The organism is Paraburkholderia acidipaludis NBRC 101816 (assembly GCF_000684975.1).
GTDB classification, from domain to species: Bacteria; Pseudomonadota; Gammaproteobacteria; order Burkholderiales; family Burkholderiaceae; genus Paraburkholderia; species Paraburkholderia acidipaludis.
In genome coordinates, this window is the sequence record NZ_BAXZ01000010.1 from 267,526 (window position 1) to 284,174 (window position 16,649).

Below are 16,649 nucleotides of genomic sequence, written 5' to 3' on the forward strand. Positions count from 1 at the left end.
GCTGCATGGAGGAGAAGTGATCGAGCTTCACGTATTCGACGACCCGCGCGTCCAATCCGACGCGCTGGCGCGAGCCGTGGGCGATGCGCTACATGCATCGCTCGCCGCTCAGAGCGCCGCGCCCGGAACCGGTGCGCGCCGTGCGACGCTCGCCGTTTCAGGCGGCACGAGCCCGCGCCCCTTCCTCGAGACCCTGTCGACGCACCGCTTCGACTGGTCCCGCACCGACATCACGCTCGTCGACGACCGCTGGGTGCCGGAAACGGACGCGGCCAGCAACGCGCGCCTCGTCCACGAAACGCTGCTGAAAAACGAAGCCGCCAACGCGCGCTTCCTGCCGCTCGTGGACGTGAGCCAGGCGCTGGACGCCCACGTGGCAGCGCTCAATGCCGACCCGCAGCGCTTGCTGCCCAACGTCGCCGTGCTCGGCATGGGCGAGGACGGCCATACCGCGTCGATCTTCGCGGACGCCCCCGAGTGGCACGAGGCGCTCACCACGGCGCGCCCGTTCGTGGCCGTCCATCCGCAGGCCGCGCCGCATGCGCGCGTGTCCTGGTCGATGCAGGCGCTGCGCCAGGTCGACCGGCTCTTCCTGCTGATCGCCGGTCAGCGCAAGCTGGAGGTTTTGCAACAAGCCGCCGCGGCGGAACAAAACAACGCCATCTCGAAGCTGGCGAACGACAAGGGAGTGAGACTCGATGTCTACTGGTGTGCCTAACAAAACCGCCCCTGGCGCGGGCCAGCACGCCGACGGACCCAGGCTGCTCGCCGATATCGGCGGTACCAATGCGCGTTTCGCGCTCGAGACCGGCCCGGGCGAGATCGGCCAGGTCCGCGTTTATCCGTGCGCCGACTATCCCGGCGTCGCGGAAGTAATCCGGCAATACCTGAAGGACACCAAGATCGGCCGCGTGAACCACGCGGCCATTGCGATCGCGAACCCGGTCGACGGCGACCAGGTCCGCATGACCAACCACGACTGGACCTTTTCGATCGAAGCCACGCGCCGTGCGCTCGGCTTCGACACGCTGCTCGTCGTCAACGACTTCACCGCGCTCGCCATGGCGCTGCCGGGCCTCACCGACACCCAGCGCGTGCAGGTGGGCGGCGGCCAGCGCCGCCAGAACAGCGTGATCGGCCTGCTCGGGCCGGGCACGGGCCTGGGCGTTTCCGGCCTCATTCCCGCCGACGACCGCTGGATCGCGCTCGGCAGCGAAGGCGGCCACGCCAGCTTCTCGCCGCAGGACGAACGCGAGGATCTCGTGCTGCAGCACGCGCGCAAGAAGTGGCCGCACGTCTCGTTCGAGCGCGTCTGCGCGGGCCCCGGCCTCGAGCTGATCTACCGCGCGCTCGCCGCGCGCGACAAGAAGCGCCTGCCGGCGAACCTCGACACCGCCGATGTGGTGAAGCGCGCGCACGAAGGCGAAGCGCTCGCGCTCGAAACCGTCGAGTGCTTCTGCGGCATTCTCGGCAGCTTCGCGGGCAACATCGCCATGACGCTCGGCTCGCTCGGCGGCATCTACATCGGCGGCGGCGTGGTGCCGCGTCTGGGCGAACTCTTCACGCGCTCGTCGTTCCGCCAGCGCTTCGAGGCCAAGGGGCGCTTCGACGCCTATCTCGCGAACATCCCGACCTACGTCATCACCGCCGAATATCCGGCGTTCCTCGGCGTCTCCGCGATCCTCGCGGAGCAGTTGTCGAACCGTGCCGGCGGCGGCTCGTCGGCCGTGTTCGAGCGCATCCGCCAGATGCGCGACGCGCTCACGCCGGCCGAGCGCCGCGTGGCCGACCTCGCGCTGAACCATCCGCGCTCGATCATCAACGACCCGATCGTCGACATCGCGCGCAAGGCCGACGTGAGCCAGCCCACGGTGATCCGCTTCTGCCGCTCGCTCGGCTGCCAGGGTCTCTCGGACTTCAAGCTCAAGCTCGCCACGGGCCTCACCGGCACGATTCCCGTGAGCCACAGCCAGGTCCATCTGGGCGACACGGCCACCGACTTCGGCGCGAAGGTGCTCGACAACACGGTTTCGGCCATCCTGCAGCTGCGCGAGCATCTGAACTTCGAGCACGTCGAGGAAGCCATCACGCTGCTCAACGGCGCGCGCCGCATCGAGTTCTACGGCCTCGGCAACTCGCACATCGTCGCCCAAGACGCGCACTACAAGTTCTTCCGCTTCGGCATCCCGACCATCGCCTACGGCGACCTGTACATGCAGGCGGCTTCCGCCGCCCTGCTCGGCAAGGGCGACGTGATCGTGGCGGTCTCGAAGTCGGGCCGCGCACCCGAGCTCCTGCGCGTGCTCGACGTTGCCATGCAGTCCGGCGCGAAGGTCATTGCGATCACCTCGAGCAACACGCCGCTCGCCAAGCGCGCAACCGTTGCGCTCGAAACCGATCACATCGAAATGCGCGAGTCGCAGCTCTCGATGATCTCGCGCGTCCTGCATCTGCTGATGATCGATATCCTCGCGGTGGGCGTCGCGATTCGCCGCGCGTCGTCGGACGGTGGCATGCACGACGCCGTGGAACGCGCGCGCGAACAGGCCGACGACGATGCCTCCGCCGTGCTCGACTGGCTGAGCCACGGCGCCTCTTCGACCGCGCGCGAGTAAGCGCATATCGGCGCGCCGTCGCCGCGAAGAAGAATGGGACGCCTCGGCGTCCCATTTTCATGGGTGCTACAACTGCCGTAAGCGGCTCAGACCGAGGCCGGCTGCGGCTGCCCCGGCGCGGGCCGGCCATGCCACTTGATCACCACGCGGCGGCCCACCCAGGTCAGCGCGCCGAACACGCCGATCGTGCAGCCCATGCCGAACGGCGACACGCCCGGAAACCAGCCCACCACCACGCTCGCGAACGCGCCGAGACCGAGCTGCGCCGCGCCGAACACGGCCGCCGCCGCGCCCGCATTGACGGGATAGCGGTACATGAGATCGGTCGCGCAATTCGCGCCGAGCAGCCCCACCACGCCCACCACGAAGAACAGGCCGACCACGATCGACCCCAGGCCGCCCAACCCGGTGAGGCACGCCAGCGCGACGAAGAACGACGCCACGATGCTCACGAGCGACGCCATCGACACCATGCGCAGCGTGCCCACGCGCCCGATGAAGCGCGTGTTCAGGAAATTGCCGAGCATGATGCCGAGGATGTTCAGGCCGAAAAAGAAGCCGTAATGCTGCGGCGTGACGTGGAAGTACTCGATATAGACGAACGGCGTGGCCGAGATATAGGTGAACATCGCCGCGAACGCCATGCCGCCGCAGACCATGTGCCCCCACACCAGCGGATCGCGCAGCAGCCGCCCATAAGCCGCGAACGAGCGCAGGACCGCACCGCTTTCGCGCTTCTCGGGCGGCCACGTCTCGGGCACGCGCAGGTACGCCGCCACCGCGCAGGCCATGCCGAACAGCGTCAGCGCGACGAACACGATGCGCCAGCCGCCGAGCAGCAGCAGTTGCCCGCCGAGCAACGGCGCGAGCAGCGGCCCGATCGCCGTGACGATGGCGACCATCGAGAGCACCCTCGCGGCGTCCGAGGGCTCGTGCGCATCGCGGGCAATGGCGCGCGCCAGCACCGAAGCGGCACCCGCGCCCAGCGCCTGCAGAAAGCGCACGATCGTCAGTTCCCCCACCGAGAACGACAGCCAGCACGCAATGCTCGCCAGCGTGAAGAGCGCGATGCCGCCGAGCAGCACCGGACGCCGGCCGTAGGCATCGGAGAGCGGCCCGTACAGCAGCATGCCGACCGAAAAGCCGGCCATGAAGCTCGTGAGCGTCGCGGAAGCCGCGGACGCCGATACCCCGAAGGCCTTCGCGATGGCGGGCAGGCTCGGCAGGTACATGTCCGTCGCGAGCGGGCCGCAGGCCGCGAGCGCGCCAAGCAGCAGGATCAGCCGGACGTCGGGCCGGCGGCGTATGGAATGGGGCATGGGAGCGTGCGGGAACGAGCCGCCGGCGATGCGCGACGGCCGTATCGGTCAAAGGCGCGCAATGCGGGTGGCGCAAAGCGGCGTCGAATAACGGAATTGTACCCGACGCTTAAAAACGCCTATGTGCGCGCCTTCGCGGTAAGCTGCCGGCTTCCTGCCAACGCGCTGCGCGCAGCCCGACCGATGACCGCCTTCCTGCTGATCTGGAGCCCCAAGAAGTGGCCCTGGCCCGAACTCCCCGAGCTGGCGCGACGCGTCCGGCTGGGAGAAGCCGTCGCCGATACCTGGGGCTGCGGCTTCGCCCGCGGCATCCTGCCGGGCGACCGCGTGTTCGTGCACCGCGTCGCGTCCGAGCCGCGCGGCATCTTCGGCTCGGGCTACGTGACGCGCGCGCCCTATGAAGTGCCCGATGCGGCCTACAAGCGCGGCTACCGCCTGTGCATCGATTTCGTTTATGACTGGCTCGTGGATGCAACCCGCGAGGTCGTGATCGGCCGCGATGCGCTGCGCGCGCATCCCTTCTCGGTGCAGACCTGGGACGCCCAGAGCTCGGGAACCAGCATCAAGCCGATCGCGGAAGGTGCGCTGGAGAAGCGCTGGGCCGAACTGACCGGGCGCCGGCCCGTGCCGTCGCTGGCGCTGGCCGCGGCCCATGCGGCGCACCCCATCGGCCTGGGCGCTGCGCAGCCGGGCGCCACCTCCGGTTCGGGACGCATCAAAACCCCTCTGCCCGACAAGGGCAAGCGCACCAGCCTGAAATAGCCGCCAGTTCACATAACGCGCGCCGGCCACAGGCTTGCGAGCAAGACACAAGGCGGCGCCCATCCCCGGCTGGCGCCGCCGGCCCGATCCCGGCGACTCCGGTACAATTTCAGCAGATCATCCCTACGCCGCGCGAGACCGTCGCGCCGCGCGCCACACCATTCACGCAGGTCCAGCTCCCATGCCGAACACCCAGTCCAGCACGCAATCCAGGAACGAAGCCCTCTTCGAACGCGCGCAGCGCACCATTCCCGGCGGCGTCAACTCGCCCGTGCGGGCGTTCCGCTCGGTGGGCGGCACGCCGCGCTTCGTCGAACGCGCGCAAGGGCCGTACTTCTGGGACGCCGACGGCCAGCGCTATATCGACTACATCGGCTCCTGGGGCCCGATGATCCTCGGCCACGTTCATCCCGAAGTGCTCGAAGCCGTCGAGCGCGTGCTGAAGAACGGCTTCTCGTTCGGCGCGCCGACCGAAGCCGAGATCGAGATCGCCGAGGAAATCTGCAAGCTCGTGCCGTCGATGGAGCAGGTGCGCATGGTGTCGAGCGGCACCGAGGCCACCATGAGCGCGCTGCGCCTCGCGCGCGGCTACACGAAGCGCGACCGTATCGTGAAGTTCGAAGGCTGCTACCACGGCCATGCCGACAGCCTGCTCGTGAAGGCCGGCTCGGGCCTGCTCACGTTCGGCAATCCGACTTCGGCGGGCGTGCCCGTCGACATCGCGAAGCACACCACGGTGCTCGAGTACAACAACGTGGCCGCGCTCGAAGAAGCGTTCAAGGCCTTCGGCGACGAGATCGCCGCCGTGATCGTCGAGCCGGTGGCCGGCAACATGAATCTCGTGACGGGCACGCCCGAATTCATCGGCGCACTGCGCAGCCTCTGCACGAAGCACGGCGCCGTGCTGATCTTCGACGAAGTGATGTGCGGCTTTCGCGTGGGCCTCAAGGGCGCGCAGGCGCTCTACGGCGTCGAGGCCGACATGGTGTGCCTCGGCAAGGTGATCGGCGGCGGCATGCCCGCGGCCGCATTCGGCGGACGCCGCGAGATCATGGACCACCTCGCGCCCAATGGCACCGTCTACCAGGCAGGCACGCTCTCGGGCAACCCGGTTGCCGTCGCGGCTGGACTCAAGACGCTGCAGCTGATCCAGGCGCCCGGCTTCTACGAGAAGCTCTCGGCACAAACGGCGCGCCTCGCGCAGGGCCTCAGCGAGGCGGCGCGTGACGCGAAGGTGCCGTTCGTGGCCGACGCGGTGGGCGGCATGTTCGGCCTCTATTTCGCCGACAAGATCCCCACGAGCTTCGCCGAAGTCACGAAGAGCGACATTGCGCATTTCAACCGCTTCTTCCACCAGATGCTGGACGCCGGCGTGTACTTCGCGCCTTCGGCTTACGAGGCGGGCTTCGTGTCGAGCGCGCACGACGACGCGACGATCGACGAAACGATCGCCGCCGCGCGCCGCGCCTTCGCCGCCTGACTTGCGCCGGAGCTGCCGTCACGCCACCGCCGGGCGCTGATACGCGCCCCGCTCACCCGACCCGCCGCCGCGGAGCAAGCACGACGATGTTTTCGCAAACCGATTTCCTCCACATGGAGCGCGCGCTCGCCCTCGCGGCGCGCGGCCTTTACACGACCGATCCGAATCCGCGCGTCGGCTGCGTGCTGGTGAAGGACGGCGAGGTGATCGGCGAAGGCTATACGCAGCCGGCCGGCCAGGACCACGCCGAAATCCAGGCGATGAAGGACGCCCGCGGGCGGGGTCACGACCTGCGCGGCGCCACGGCTTACGTAACGCTCGAACCGTGCAGCCACTTCGGCCGCACGCCGCCCTGCGCAAACGCGCTGATCGAAGCGAAAGTCGGCCGCGTGATCGCGGCAATGGAAGACCCGAATCCGCTCGTGTCGGGACGCGGTCTTGCGATGCTGCGGGAAACGGGCATCGACGTGCGCTGCGGCCTGCTCGCCAATGAAGCGCGCGAGCTGAACATCGGCTTCGTCTCGCGCATGGTGCGCAAGCGTCCGTGGGTGCGCATGAAGATCGCGGCTTCGCTCGACGGCCGCACGGGCCTGCCCTCGGGCGAAAGCCAATGGATCACCGGCGAGGCCGCGCGCGCGGACGGACACGCGTGGCGCGCGCGCGCCTCGGCCATCCTCACCGGCATCGGCACGGTCAAGGAAGACGACCCGCGCATGACCGTGCGCGCCGTCGAGACTCCCCGCCAGCCCAGGCGCGTGCTCGTGGACAGCCGGCTCGACGTGTCGCCCGAGGCCCAGATCCTCGTGGGAGCGCCGGCGCTCGTGTTCTGCGCCTCGCTCGACGAACACAACGAAGCGCGCGCCGAAGCCTTGCGCGCGCGCGGCGCGGAACTGGTGGCGCTCGGCAACGCGCACGGCAAAGTGGACCTCCCCGCCATGCTGGGCGAACTCGCCGCGCGCGGCGTGAACGAACTGCACGTGGAAGCCGGCTACAAGCTCAACGGATCGCTCCTGCGCGAGGGCTGCGTGGACGAACTGCTGGTCTACCTCGCGCCGTCGCTGCTCGGCACCAACGCGCTCGGCATGATCGACATGGCCGCGCCGGCATCGCTCGACGCGCGCACGCGGCTCAAGTACCACGCGGTCGATCGCATCGGCGACGACCTGCGCATCCTCGCGCGCATCGAGCGCGGCGAAGCCTCGCAAGCGGACGCGCCCTGACCGGTGCCGCGGCCGCCACTCCCATCAACGAACCGAACCTAAGGAACAGCACGATGTTTACCGGAATCGTCGCGGCGGTGGGCCGCATCGAATCGATCAAGCCGCTCGGCAGCGACGCCGATGCAGGCGTGCGCCTGAGCGTAAATGCGGGCGCGCTCGGCATGGACGACGTCCAGATCGGCGACAGCATCGCGATCCAGGGGGCTTGCATGACCGTCATCGAGAAGACGGCGCAGAGCTTCGACGTCGACGTTTCGCGCGAGAGCCTGAACCGCACCGTGGGCCTCGCGGCCACGGGCGAAGTGAACCTCGAAAAGGCGCTGCGCGCGCACGACCGGCTGGGCGGCCACATCGTTTCGGGTCACGTGGACGGCCTCGGCACCGTGACGCGCTTCGCGCCGGTAGGCGAATCGCACGAGCTGCGCATTCTCGCGCCTGCCGAGATCGGCCGCTACCTCGCCTACAAGGGATCGGTGACGGTGAACGGCGTGAGCCTCACGGTCAACTCGGTCGAGGACCGCGCGGACGGCTGCGAATTCTCGATCAATCTGATCCCGCATACGGTCGAGGTCACGACGCTCAAGCATCTGCAGGCGGGGACGAAGGTGAATCTGGAGATCGATTTGATTGCGCGATATGTCGAGCGGATGCTCGGGGCAGGTCAGGACGGCGATCAGTTATTGAAATAATTTAGATTTCAACGAGACGACTGCCTGTCGTCGTCTCGCCAACCTCAGCTCAATCCATGTTTCGAAGCGGGCAGCGCCTCCCGTTTCGAGGCATCCAGCACGTCGAGGGCCGCCGGCATGACCGTTTTTGCATTCGTCATAGGGATGCCGGCCCGCAGCGAGTCTTCAACGCACGTCCTCAAAGCAAGCCCTCAAAGCAGGCATCTCCATTCGTCCTACTGACTTTCAAAAAACCTACGAACAACCTCCATAATTTTTCATTCGCCTGGCTCGCATAGGTCTTCGAATGAAATGCTCCGCGGCGTAACCTGCGTGTCACAGTTCGAGCGTACAAAACAATCAACTCGCATGGGGCGACCGCTCGCGGTCGCCCGAATCGTCTCTAGACCTCAGGTAAAAGGAACGACCGGATCATGGGAAAGTACAAAGTCGAGCTCAACGGCGCGAGCGCTCACGCTGATCACGCACACACCGTCGAGAACGAGCACGACGATGCGGTTCCCAAGGGTGACGACATGCAGTCGAAAGTGGCGACGATCGGCGTCGTGGTGGTCGGCGCCGCCATTCTCGAAAGCGCGCTGATTCCCGGCATCCTGATCGGCGCGGCTGCCGCGCTCGCCCCGAAGTATCTGCCGGGTCTCGGCGATCGCATTCAGCCGCTCTTCAATCGTACCGTTCGGGGTGCTTACAAACTCGGCCGCAAGGCGCGGTCGGCCGTCGGCGAAGTCCGTGAGCAGATGAGCGACATCGCAGCGGAGGTCGAGGCCGAAGAAGTGGCAGCCGCGGGAGAAGTCGTGCCGGCCGCCGAGGCCGCGAAGGCCTGAGCGGCGCATGCCGGCAGCGGGCGCCCGCAGGGCTGCCCGCCGCTGTGCGCCCCTTCCTCGTTGCGGGTCGTCGCCCGCCGCGCCGTTCAGGAAGCGCGGCCACGCACCCGCCGACCACTCCCTGGCACTATCGAACGCTGCCCATGAGTCATCCCGTACCTGACGATCCCTCCCCCAACGCACTGCTCGCCGCCTCGACGCACGAGCCCGAGGCCCCCGGCGCATCCGTCGAGAGCGACGAAGCTGCGCGGGCAGCGCGGGCCAAAAAGAAGAAACGCGAGGTGAGAATCGAGCACAAGGTGCCGGGCCGGATCCGCATGAAGATCCCGTCGGCGAAGAACAACCCGGAATTTCTCACGCTGTTCCAGAGCGTTTTCTCGGCCATACCTGGCATTACGAAGGTGAAGGCGAAGCCGGACACCGGCAGCATCGTGATCCATTACGATCCGAGCCACGAAGCCGAATTCCAGACGCACTTCCACCGCTGCTGCGCGCAGGCCGACGTCACCGTCAAGGCCGCGAAGCCCGGCGACGAGATCGAGGAAATCGCCAGCAAAATCGAGGCGGAAGCCGAGTTCCTGGCCGAACGCTCGGAAGCCGTGCGCGCCACGGTCGACCTGTTCAAGAAAGTCGACTATCAGATCAAGGCGATGACGGACAACACCATCGATCTGAAGTTCGTGCTGGTGGGCGGCCTCGCGGTGGCGACCTTCGTCGAGATCGGCGCAGAGGCCGCTACGCCGATGTGGGTCACCCTTGGCCTCTTCGCCATGAACCACCTCATCGAACTGAAGCAGGACGGCCGCCCGGCAGCCGACGCGCCCGCCACGGCCGCCCCGCGCGGCGCGGCTGCCTGACCCGCACGCTATGGAGTTTTCGATCCGGCACGCGATTCCGGGACGCGTGCGTCTGCATGTCCCGGCGCTTTGCGCTCCCTCGCCGCTCGCGGAATCGGCGTTGTCGTGGCTCAGGCAGCAGGACTTCATCGACGAAGCGCAGATCAAATACGACTGCGCGAGCCTGATCGTCCATTACGACCGCGAGCGAGGCGACCAGCTCGACGAACTGCTCGACATGCTCGAGGGCTTCAGTCTCGCCGACCTCGATCAGTTGCTGCGCTATCTGGACCCGACCGGTTCGGCAAGCGCGGTCGGCGCCGCCCGCAGCCACGTTGCGCCCGAGAAGCCCCGCTGGCCGCTCGCGCTGCCCAGCCTCTCGCTGCTGCTCTCGTTCTCGGCCAACCCGCTCGCCATGGCGGTCAACGTGCCGCTCATGATCTACAACGCCGTGCCGATCTTCCAGCGGGCCTGGCAGGTCTGGAGCCGCGAGCGGCGCCTGAACGTCGACTTCCTGGACGCGCTGGCGATCACGGCATCGATCGGCCAGGGCAACCTCGTCACGGGCGGCGTCATCACCTGGCTGATCCGCCTCGGCGACTGGATCCGCGACCTCACCGCGGCCGGTTCGAAACGGGCGGTCACCGAACTGCTCGGGTTCAAGGACAAGACCGCCTGGGTGATCCGCGACGGCGCGGTGGTGGCCGTTCCCGCAACGAACCTCGCGATCGACGATTCCGTCGTGGTCTATCCCGGTGAAATGATCCCCGTGGACGGCGAGATTCTCTCCGGCAACGGCATGATCGACCAGAAGACGATCACCGGCGAGGGACTGCCAGTTTCTCGCGGTGTCGGCGAAGCCGTGTTCGCGGCCACGATCCTGCGCGAAGGACAACTAACGTTGCGCGCGATCCGTGTCGGCAACGACACCACGGCGGGGCAGATCGCCCACCTGGTCGATTCGGCGCCCGTGGGCGACACGCGCATGCAGAATCATGCGGAACGCTTCGCGGACCGGCTCGTGCTGCCCACGCTCGGCCTCGCGATCGGCACCGCGCTGGTCTCGCGCGATTTCAACCGCTTCCTGTCGCTCGTCATCGTCGACTACGGCACCGGCATTCGCGTCGCGGCGCCTACCGCCGTGCTCTCTTCGATGACCCATGCGGCACGCGCCGGCATCGTCATCAAGAGCGGCGGCCATATGGAAAAGCTCGCCGAAGTCGATACCGTGGTGTTCGACAAGACCGGCACGCTAAGCGTCGGCACGCCGCATGTGGTGAACATGCAGTCGTTCAATCGCCACGTTTCGCCCGAACACCTGCTGGCGCTCGCGGTGGCGGCCGAAACGCGGCTCCAGCATCCGGTGGCGGAAGCGCTGCGCGAAAAAAGCCGCGAATTGCAGCTCGCGCTGCCGCCTTGCGACGAGACCGAATACCGGATCGGCCTCGGCGTCGAGGGACGCGTGAACGGCTATTACATGCACGTAGGCAGCGAGCGCTTCCTGCACCAGAACGACATTCGCGTCGACCATATCGCGACCGAGCGCGCCGCGATCGACGAGCGCGGCTGCTCGTCGCTCTATGTCGCCATCGACGGTCAGCTTGCGGGCCTGATCGCCTACGAAGACCGGATTCGTCCGGAAAGCCGGCAGATCGTCGACACATTGCACGCCATGGGCATCCGCGACACGATCATGCTCACGGGCGACAACGCCGTCGTGGCGAAGGCAGTCGGCAAGCGCGTCGGCCTGACGCGGCAGGTGGCGAACATGATGCCGGCGGACAAGGCCGAGGTGATCCTGCAGTTGCAGCGCGAGGGCCGTGTCGTCGCGATGGTGGGCGACGGGATCAACGATTCGCCGGCCCTGAGCTTCGCCGACGTCGGCATTGCGATGAAGTACGGCGCCGACATCACGCACGAGTCGGCCGACGTCGTGCTGATGGAAGACTCGCTCTGGAAGCTGATCAAGGCGATCGAGATTTCGCGCGGCGCGGTCGGACTCATCAAGCAGAACTACGGAATCGTGGCGGCACTGAACACGCTCGCGCTGGGGCTCGCGCTGCCCGGCGGCCTCGTCAGCCCCGAGGTCACCGCGGTCATCAGCAACGGCTCGGCGATCATCGCGAGCCTGAACGGCCTGCGCCCCGCCCTGCGCCAGTCATGAACACGCCCATCCAGGTTGTCGACGGCAGGCTGACGGCGGAACACCGCCGCGATCTCAAACTCGCCGTCGACCTGCTGGAGAATCCGCACTTTGCCGCGCGGCTCGCCGATTATGTCGGACAACCGATCAATTCGATCGTCGAGCGGCTGCCGCGCACGCTCAACGAACGGCTGCGCGACAGCGTTCGCGGGGCGATCCTCAAGTGCCTCGAAGTGGCGATCAACTCGCTCGAAGACGACACGCCCGAGGCCGCGCCGGACTGGCTGAACAACGTCGTCGTCGGCCTCGCGGGCGGTGTGGGCGGCTTCTTCGGCATGGCGGCCCTGCCCGTCGAGCTGCCGATCACCACGGTGCTGATGCTGCGCGCGATCGCCGGAATCGCCCGCGCGGAAGGCGAGGACCTGAGCCTCATCGAGACGCGGCTTGCCTGCCTCGAGGTCTTCGCGCTCGGCGTGCGCGGCCCGCACGATCGGGCAAACGTCGACTACTACGCCGCGCGCCTCGTGCTGACGCGCCTCACCTACGACGTCGCCGCACTCCTCACCGAGCGCGGCGCGGTGAACGCGTCCACGCCGATCATCGCCAAGCTCGTAGGCGAGATCGTCGCCCGCTTCGGCCTCGTGGTGTCGGACATGTCGGCTTCGAGCATCGTGCCGGTCGTGGGCGCCATCGGCGGCGCGACCCTGAACATGATCTTCACCGAGCACTTTCAGCGCATCGCACGCGGCCATTTCACGGTCCGGCGCCTCGAACGCCTCTATGACCCGCAGACGATCCAGGGACTGTACCGCGGGCATTCGCGCAAGGCAGCGCCCGGATACCTGGCGAAATTCCTTCCCTAGCGCGCCGCGACGCCATGGCGAGCGTTCCCCCCATCGATCCCGCGACGCCCTTGCCTGTCGACGAACGCGTCGTGCAACTCAAGCGTATGCGCATCGTGGCCACCGCGCTGCTGCTCGCGATGCTGTTGCTGTTCATCGCAGCCTCCGCGTTCGCATCGGCACAACCGTGGCTCGCTTATGTGCGCGCGTTCAGCGAGGCGGCCATGGTGGGCGCCTGTGCCGACTGGTTCGCGGTCGTCTCGCTGTTTCGCCACCCGTTCGGCGTCGCGCTGCCGCATACGGCGGTCATTCCCCGCCACAAGGTGCGCATCGGCGAGAGTTTCGGCCGGTTCGTGTCGAGCAACTTTCTGGCGCCGGCCGAAGTGGCGGCCAAGCTCGAGCATGTCGATGCGGCCGGCTGGGCAACCCGCTGGATCACCGAACCCGCCAACGCGAAGCTCGTCGCGCAACGCCTGCAGGGCCTCGTTCCCTCGCTGCTCTCGCTCTTCGGCGAGCACGAAGTGCAAAGCTTCAGCCGTGGCCTGATTCGCAACGGCATCGATTCGTTTGCTGCCGCGCCGCTCGTCGCACGATTGCTGTCGGTGCTCGTCGCGCACGGCCATCACGAAACGGCGTTCGACATCGCGATCGACAAAGCCCAGCGCTTTCTCGATCACCACCAGGACAACATTCGCCAGAAGGTCGCGAAGAAAAGCGCGGGCTGGGTGCCAGGCTGGCTCGACGAACGGTTGACCAACGCCTTTCTCGCGGAATTGCAAAGCACGATGAACGAGGCGCGCGAAGACGCCGAACACCCCTGGCGCGTCGAATACCGGGACATGCTCGACACCTTCATGCTCCGTCTCGCCGACGACCCCCAACTGCTGGAGTATGGCGAACGGATCAAATCGGACGTGCTGGACGACGGCGTAGTCGCAGGGTATCTGAACTGGCTGGGCGTGGAAGTCGAAGGCAAGGTGCGGGCCGAACTGAGCGCGAGCGACGGCGTGCTGGCGAATTACCTGGAACACGCGCTGATCGCGATCGGCAAATGGATCGACGAAAGCGCGGACATCCGCGCGCTCATCAACCAGTCCGCGCAGCGGATGGTGTTCAACGCCGTCGTGCCGAACCGCCAGGAGATCGGCGCCTTCGTCTCCGAAGTCGTCGCGCGCTGGGACACCGAAACGCTCGTGGAAAAACTGGAACTCCAGTTCGGCAAGGATCTGCAATATATCCGCGTCAACGGCACGCTCGTGGGCGGTCTCGTGGGACTCGGCATCTTCGTTGCGGTGCGGCTCCTGGGTTGAGCCGTGTTCTTTTCGTCACAGATGAGAGCCGATGCAAGCAAGAACGCGCCGACGCTGCTAGAATCGGCGGAATCTTCATACGGGTGCCGGCCTGAGCGGCGCCTTCCCCTTCACCCGATTCCACGAGGAGGCTGAGATGGTCAACAACTTTCAGATGGCCGCCGGCATGCCAATGCCCCGCGTGATGTCGGGTTCGCCGCGAGTTTTTCGCGAGCACTGACGTAATTGCAGCCTGCAATTGCGCCCTGCCGGGCTCGTTCGCGCGGCTCAAACTTCTGCCGCGTAGGCTTTCCGTGATTCCGAGGTAGTGCGTCCGGCCGCGGCCAGGACGCACGAGCCCATTTTCTGTTGCCACTTTCCATTGGGGTCTCCGGACGCAAAGTCCGGGGCACGCTATCCATGACCGACCAAAAAACCAGGACCGGTTCCGGCGGACGCACGTTCCGCGACGTACTCGGCTTCACCTGGCGCCATTGGACACGCCAGCCCGTGCGTGTGCTCGCCGTGGCGCTCGCCGCGCTGTTCGGCGCGCTCGCCGACGTGTTCACGCCGCATTACGCGGGCGAACTCGTCGACGCACTGGCCCGCAACGCCGCGAACGGCGCCGCTCCCACATGGCACGCCGCCATTGCCGCGTTCTGGATGCTCACCGCGCTCGGGCTGGCAGGCACGCTCATGCGTCAGTTGGCATTCCAGAACATCATCGTGCTCACGCTGAGAATGATGAGCGAGATCGCCACGCAGGCGTTCCACCGCGTACAGCGCTTCTCGACCGACTGGCACGCGAACAGCTTCGCGGGCTCGACCGTGCGCAAGATCACGCGCGGCATGTGGGCGCTCGACCTGCTCAACGACACGCTGCTCGTCGCGCTCTTTCCCTCGCTCGTGATGCTGGTCGGCTCGACCGTCCTGCTCGCGCTGCAGTGGCACGTGATGGGACTCGTGGTGGGGCTCGGCTCGCTGCTCTATCTCGCCGTTACGGTCTCGCTTTCGCTCTTCTACGTCGCGCCGTCCGCGCGGCTCGCGAACGCATGGGACACGAAGATGGGCGGCGCGCTCGCCGACGCGATCTCGTGCAACGCGGTCGTCAAGGCGTTCGGCGCGGAAACGCGCGAAGAAGCGCGGCTCGCGCGCGTCGTTTCGAAGTGGGACAAGCGCACCCGGCGCACCTGGCGGCGCGGCACGTTCAACGGCGGCGTGCAAGGCGTGCTGCTCGTGGCCATGCAGGCGGCGATCCTCGGCGCGGCGCTCATGCTGTGGGCACGCGGGCTCGCGAGCGTCGGCGACATCACGTTCGCGCTCACGCTGTTCTTCCTGCTGAAAGGTTATCTGCGCGACGTCGGCATGCACGTTCGCAACCTGCAGCGCTCGGTCAACGACATGGAAGAGCTCGTGATGCTCGACGCCCAGCCGCTCGGTATCGACGACAAGCCGGGCGCGCCGCCCATCGTGATCGACCGCGGCGACATCCGGTTCGAAAACATGACGTTCCGCTACGGCGCGGACCAGCGGCCGCTCTACGAGAATCTCTCGCTGCGGATCGCGCCTGGCGAGCGCGTGGGACTCGTCGGCCACTCGGGCTCGGGCAAGACGACGCTGATCAAGCTGATCCAGCGCCTGTACGACGTGTCGGGCGGGCGCATCACGATCGACGGCCAGGATATCGCGCGCGTGCTGCAAGCTTCGCTGCGTTCGCAGATCGCCATCGTGCAGCAGGAGCCGGTGCTGTTCCACCGCTCGCTCGCGGAGAACATTGCCTACGCGCGGCCTGGCGCTACGCGCGCAGAAATCGAGCGCGCGGCAAGGCAGGCCAGCGCGCACGACTTCATCGCCGCGCTGCCGCACGGCTACGACACGCTCGTGGGCGAGCGCGGCGTGAAACTTTCGGGCGGCGAGCGCCAGCGTGTGGCGATCGCGCGCGCGTTCCTCGCGAACGCACCGATCCTGATCTTCGACGAAGCGACTTCGAGCCTCGACAGCGAAAGCGAAGTGCTGATCCAGCAGGCGATGGAGCGGCTGATGGTGGGCAGGACCACCGTAGTTGTGGCGCACCGGCTCTCGACGGTGCGCGCGCTCGACCGGCTGCTCGTGCTTGAGCGCGGGCGCGTGGTGGAGGAAGGCAGCCATGATGCCCTGATTCGCCGCGAAAGCGGGCTGTATCGCCGGCTATTCGAGCGCCAGGCGCTCGAACTGACGAAGGGTCTCGCGGACGACGTCGTCCTGCGCTAATACGTGGGTGCTGCCGCGCGGGCGCGGCAGCACCGCCTCAAGCTGGTTTCAAGCCGTCAAGCAGGCTCGGCAGGCACATGCGGCCGGATGCGAGCCAGCACGTCCTGCAATTGCTCGCGCGCGAGTTCGGTGTCGTAATGCGCCTGCAGCTCCATCCAGCTGCGCGCGTCGGTGCCGAAATAGACGGCAAGGCGCACGGCGGTGTCGGCCGTGATGGCGCGCTTGCCGAGCACGATCTCGTTGATGCGGCGCGGCGGCACGCCAATCGCCTTGGCGAGCGCGTACTGGCTGATGCTCATGGGCTTGAGCCAGTCTTCCGAAAGAATCTCGCCCGGTGTCGCAAGTGGAACTTCCCGTACCATGGTGCTGCTCCTCAGTGG

The 16,649-nt window shown here is 67.1% G+C and carries 14 protein-coding genes; 12 read left to right on the forward strand and 2 right to left on the reverse strand.

Features of this window, described 5'->3' with window-relative positions:
- Window positions 1-16 precede the first annotated feature (16 nt).
- Complete coding sequence (gene pgl, locus BAC01S_RS14565; RefSeq protein ID WP_027795429.1) at window positions 17-718, forward strand: 6-phosphogluconolactonase; 702 nt, start codon at window positions 17-19, stop codon at window positions 716-718.
- Window positions 699-2,615, forward strand: coding sequence for a bifunctional transcriptional regulator/glucokinase (locus tag BAC01S_RS14570; protein WP_027795430.1), 1,917 nt, complete (start codon window positions 699-701; stop codon window positions 2,613-2,615). The genes pgl and BAC01S_RS14570 overlap by 20 nt, the downstream gene beginning before the upstream one ends.
- Before the next feature lie 86 nt (window positions 2,616-2,701).
- On the opposite strand, the gene BAC01S_RS14575 is transcribed toward BAC01S_RS14570, so the two are convergent.
- Window positions 2,702-3,934: a Bcr/CflA family multidrug efflux MFS transporter gene (locus BAC01S_RS14575; protein ID WP_027795431.1), complete on the reverse strand. Its 1,233-nt coding sequence runs from the start codon at window positions 3,932-3,934 to the stop codon at window positions 2,702-2,704.
- A 183-nt stretch (window positions 3,935-4,117) separates the two neighbouring features.
- Between BAC01S_RS14575 and BAC01S_RS31335 the strand changes: the two genes are divergently transcribed.
- The 10 genes from BAC01S_RS31335 (at window position 4,118) to BAC01S_RS31345 (ending at window position 16,269) form a co-directional block, all read left to right on the forward strand.
- The gene (locus BAC01S_RS31335) at window positions 4,118-4,696 is read left to right on the forward strand and encodes a hypothetical protein (RefSeq protein ID WP_084168586.1); all 579 of its coding nucleotides are present in this window, start codon (window positions 4,118-4,120) and stop codon (window positions 4,694-4,696) included.
- Between the two features lie 181 nt (window positions 4,697-4,877).
- A complete protein-coding gene (gene hemL / locus BAC01S_RS14590) occupies window positions 4,878-6,176 on the forward strand; it encodes a glutamate-1-semialdehyde 2,1-aminomutase (RefSeq protein ID WP_027795432.1) in 1,299 nt (432 codons plus the stop codon).
- Window positions 6,177-6,262: 86 nt separating this feature from the next.
- A complete protein-coding gene (gene ribD, locus BAC01S_RS14595) occupies window positions 6,263-7,396 on the forward strand; it encodes a bifunctional diaminohydroxyphosphoribosylaminopyrimidine deaminase/5-amino-6-(5-phosphoribosylamino)uracil reductase RibD (protein WP_027795433.1) in 1,134 nt (377 codons plus the stop codon).
- Between the two features lie 53 nt (window positions 7,397-7,449).
- Window positions 7,450-8,085, forward strand: a complete 636-nt coding sequence (locus BAC01S_RS14600) for a riboflavin synthase (protein ID WP_027795434.1) — start codon at window positions 7,450-7,452, stop codon at window positions 8,083-8,085.
- A gap of 413 nt (window positions 8,086-8,498) precedes the next feature.
- Window positions 8,499-8,909: a DUF5132 domain-containing protein gene (locus tag BAC01S_RS14605; protein WP_043202262.1), complete on the forward strand. Its 411-nt coding sequence runs from the start codon at window positions 8,499-8,501 to the stop codon at window positions 8,907-8,909.
- Between the two features lie 143 nt (window positions 8,910-9,052).
- Window positions 9,053-9,766 carry an HMA2 domain-containing protein gene (locus BAC01S_RS14610; protein WP_027795436.1) on the forward strand — a complete coding sequence of 238 codons (714 nt, stop codon included), beginning with the start codon at window positions 9,053-9,055 and terminating at the stop codon, window positions 9,764-9,766.
- Between the two features lie 10 nt (window positions 9,767-9,776).
- Complete coding sequence (locus BAC01S_RS14615) at window positions 9,777-11,909, forward strand: heavy metal translocating P-type ATPase (RefSeq protein WP_027795437.1); 2,133 nt, start codon at window positions 9,777-9,779, stop codon at window positions 11,907-11,909.
- Window positions 11,906-12,751, forward strand: a complete 846-nt coding sequence (locus BAC01S_RS31340; RefSeq protein ID WP_043202263.1) for an EcsC family protein — start codon at window positions 11,906-11,908, stop codon at window positions 12,749-12,751. The genes BAC01S_RS14615 and BAC01S_RS31340 overlap by 4 nt, the downstream gene beginning before the upstream one ends.
- Before the next feature lie 14 nt (window positions 12,752-12,765).
- Window positions 12,766-14,040 (forward strand): DUF445 domain-containing protein, encoded by a 1,275-nt coding sequence (locus BAC01S_RS14625; RefSeq protein ID WP_027795438.1) that lies wholly within the window; start codon window positions 12,766-12,768, stop codon window positions 14,038-14,040.
- A 399-nt stretch (window positions 14,041-14,439) separates the two neighbouring features.
- Window positions 14,440-16,269 (forward strand): ABC transporter ATP-binding protein, encoded by a 1,830-nt coding sequence (locus BAC01S_RS31345; protein WP_043202264.1) that lies wholly within the window; start codon window positions 14,440-14,442, stop codon window positions 16,267-16,269.
- Between the two features lie 56 nt (window positions 16,270-16,325).
- Here BAC01S_RS31345 and BAC01S_RS14635 read toward each other — a convergent pair.
- On the reverse strand, window positions 16,326-16,649 hold a 324-nt coding region (locus tag BAC01S_RS14635), incomplete at its 5' end, for a HigA family addiction module antitoxin (RefSeq protein WP_407667933.1).

Coding starts and splice junctions, on each gene's coding strand:
- BAC01S_RS14570 (WP_027795430.1), top strand. CDS start 699: ATGTCTACTGGTGTGCCTAACAAAACCGCCCCTGGCGCGGGCCAGCAC.
- BAC01S_RS14575 (WP_027795431.1), bottom strand. CDS start 3,934: ATGCCCCATTCCATACGCCGCCGGCCCGACGTCCGGCTGATCCTGCTG.
- BAC01S_RS31335 (WP_084168586.1), top strand. CDS start 4,118: ATGACCGCCTTCCTGCTGATCTGGAGCCCCAAGAAGTGGCCCTGGCCC.
- hemL (WP_027795432.1), top strand. CDS start 4,878: ATGCCGAACACCCAGTCCAGCACGCAATCCAGGAACGAAGCCCTCTTC.
- ribD (WP_027795433.1), top strand. CDS start 6,263: ATGTTTTCGCAAACCGATTTCCTCCACATGGAGCGCGCGCTCGCCCTC.
- BAC01S_RS14600 (WP_027795434.1), top strand. CDS start 7,450: ATGTTTACCGGAATCGTCGCGGCGGTGGGCCGCATCGAATCGATCAAG.
- BAC01S_RS14605 (WP_043202262.1), top strand. CDS start 8,499: ATGGGAAAGTACAAAGTCGAGCTCAACGGCGCGAGCGCTCACGCTGAT.
- BAC01S_RS14610 (WP_027795436.1), top strand. CDS start 9,053: ATGAGTCATCCCGTACCTGACGATCCCTCCCCCAACGCACTGCTCGCC.
- BAC01S_RS14615 (WP_027795437.1), top strand. CDS start 9,777: ATGGAGTTTTCGATCCGGCACGCGATTCCGGGACGCGTGCGTCTGCAT.
- BAC01S_RS31340 (WP_043202263.1), top strand. CDS start 11,906: ATGAACACGCCCATCCAGGTTGTCGACGGCAGGCTGACGGCGGAACAC.
- BAC01S_RS14625 (WP_027795438.1), top strand. CDS start 12,766: ATGGCGAGCGTTCCCCCCATCGATCCCGCGACGCCCTTGCCTGTCGAC.
- BAC01S_RS31345 (WP_043202264.1), top strand. CDS start 14,440: ATGACCGACCAAAAAACCAGGACCGGTTCCGGCGGACGCACGTTCCGC.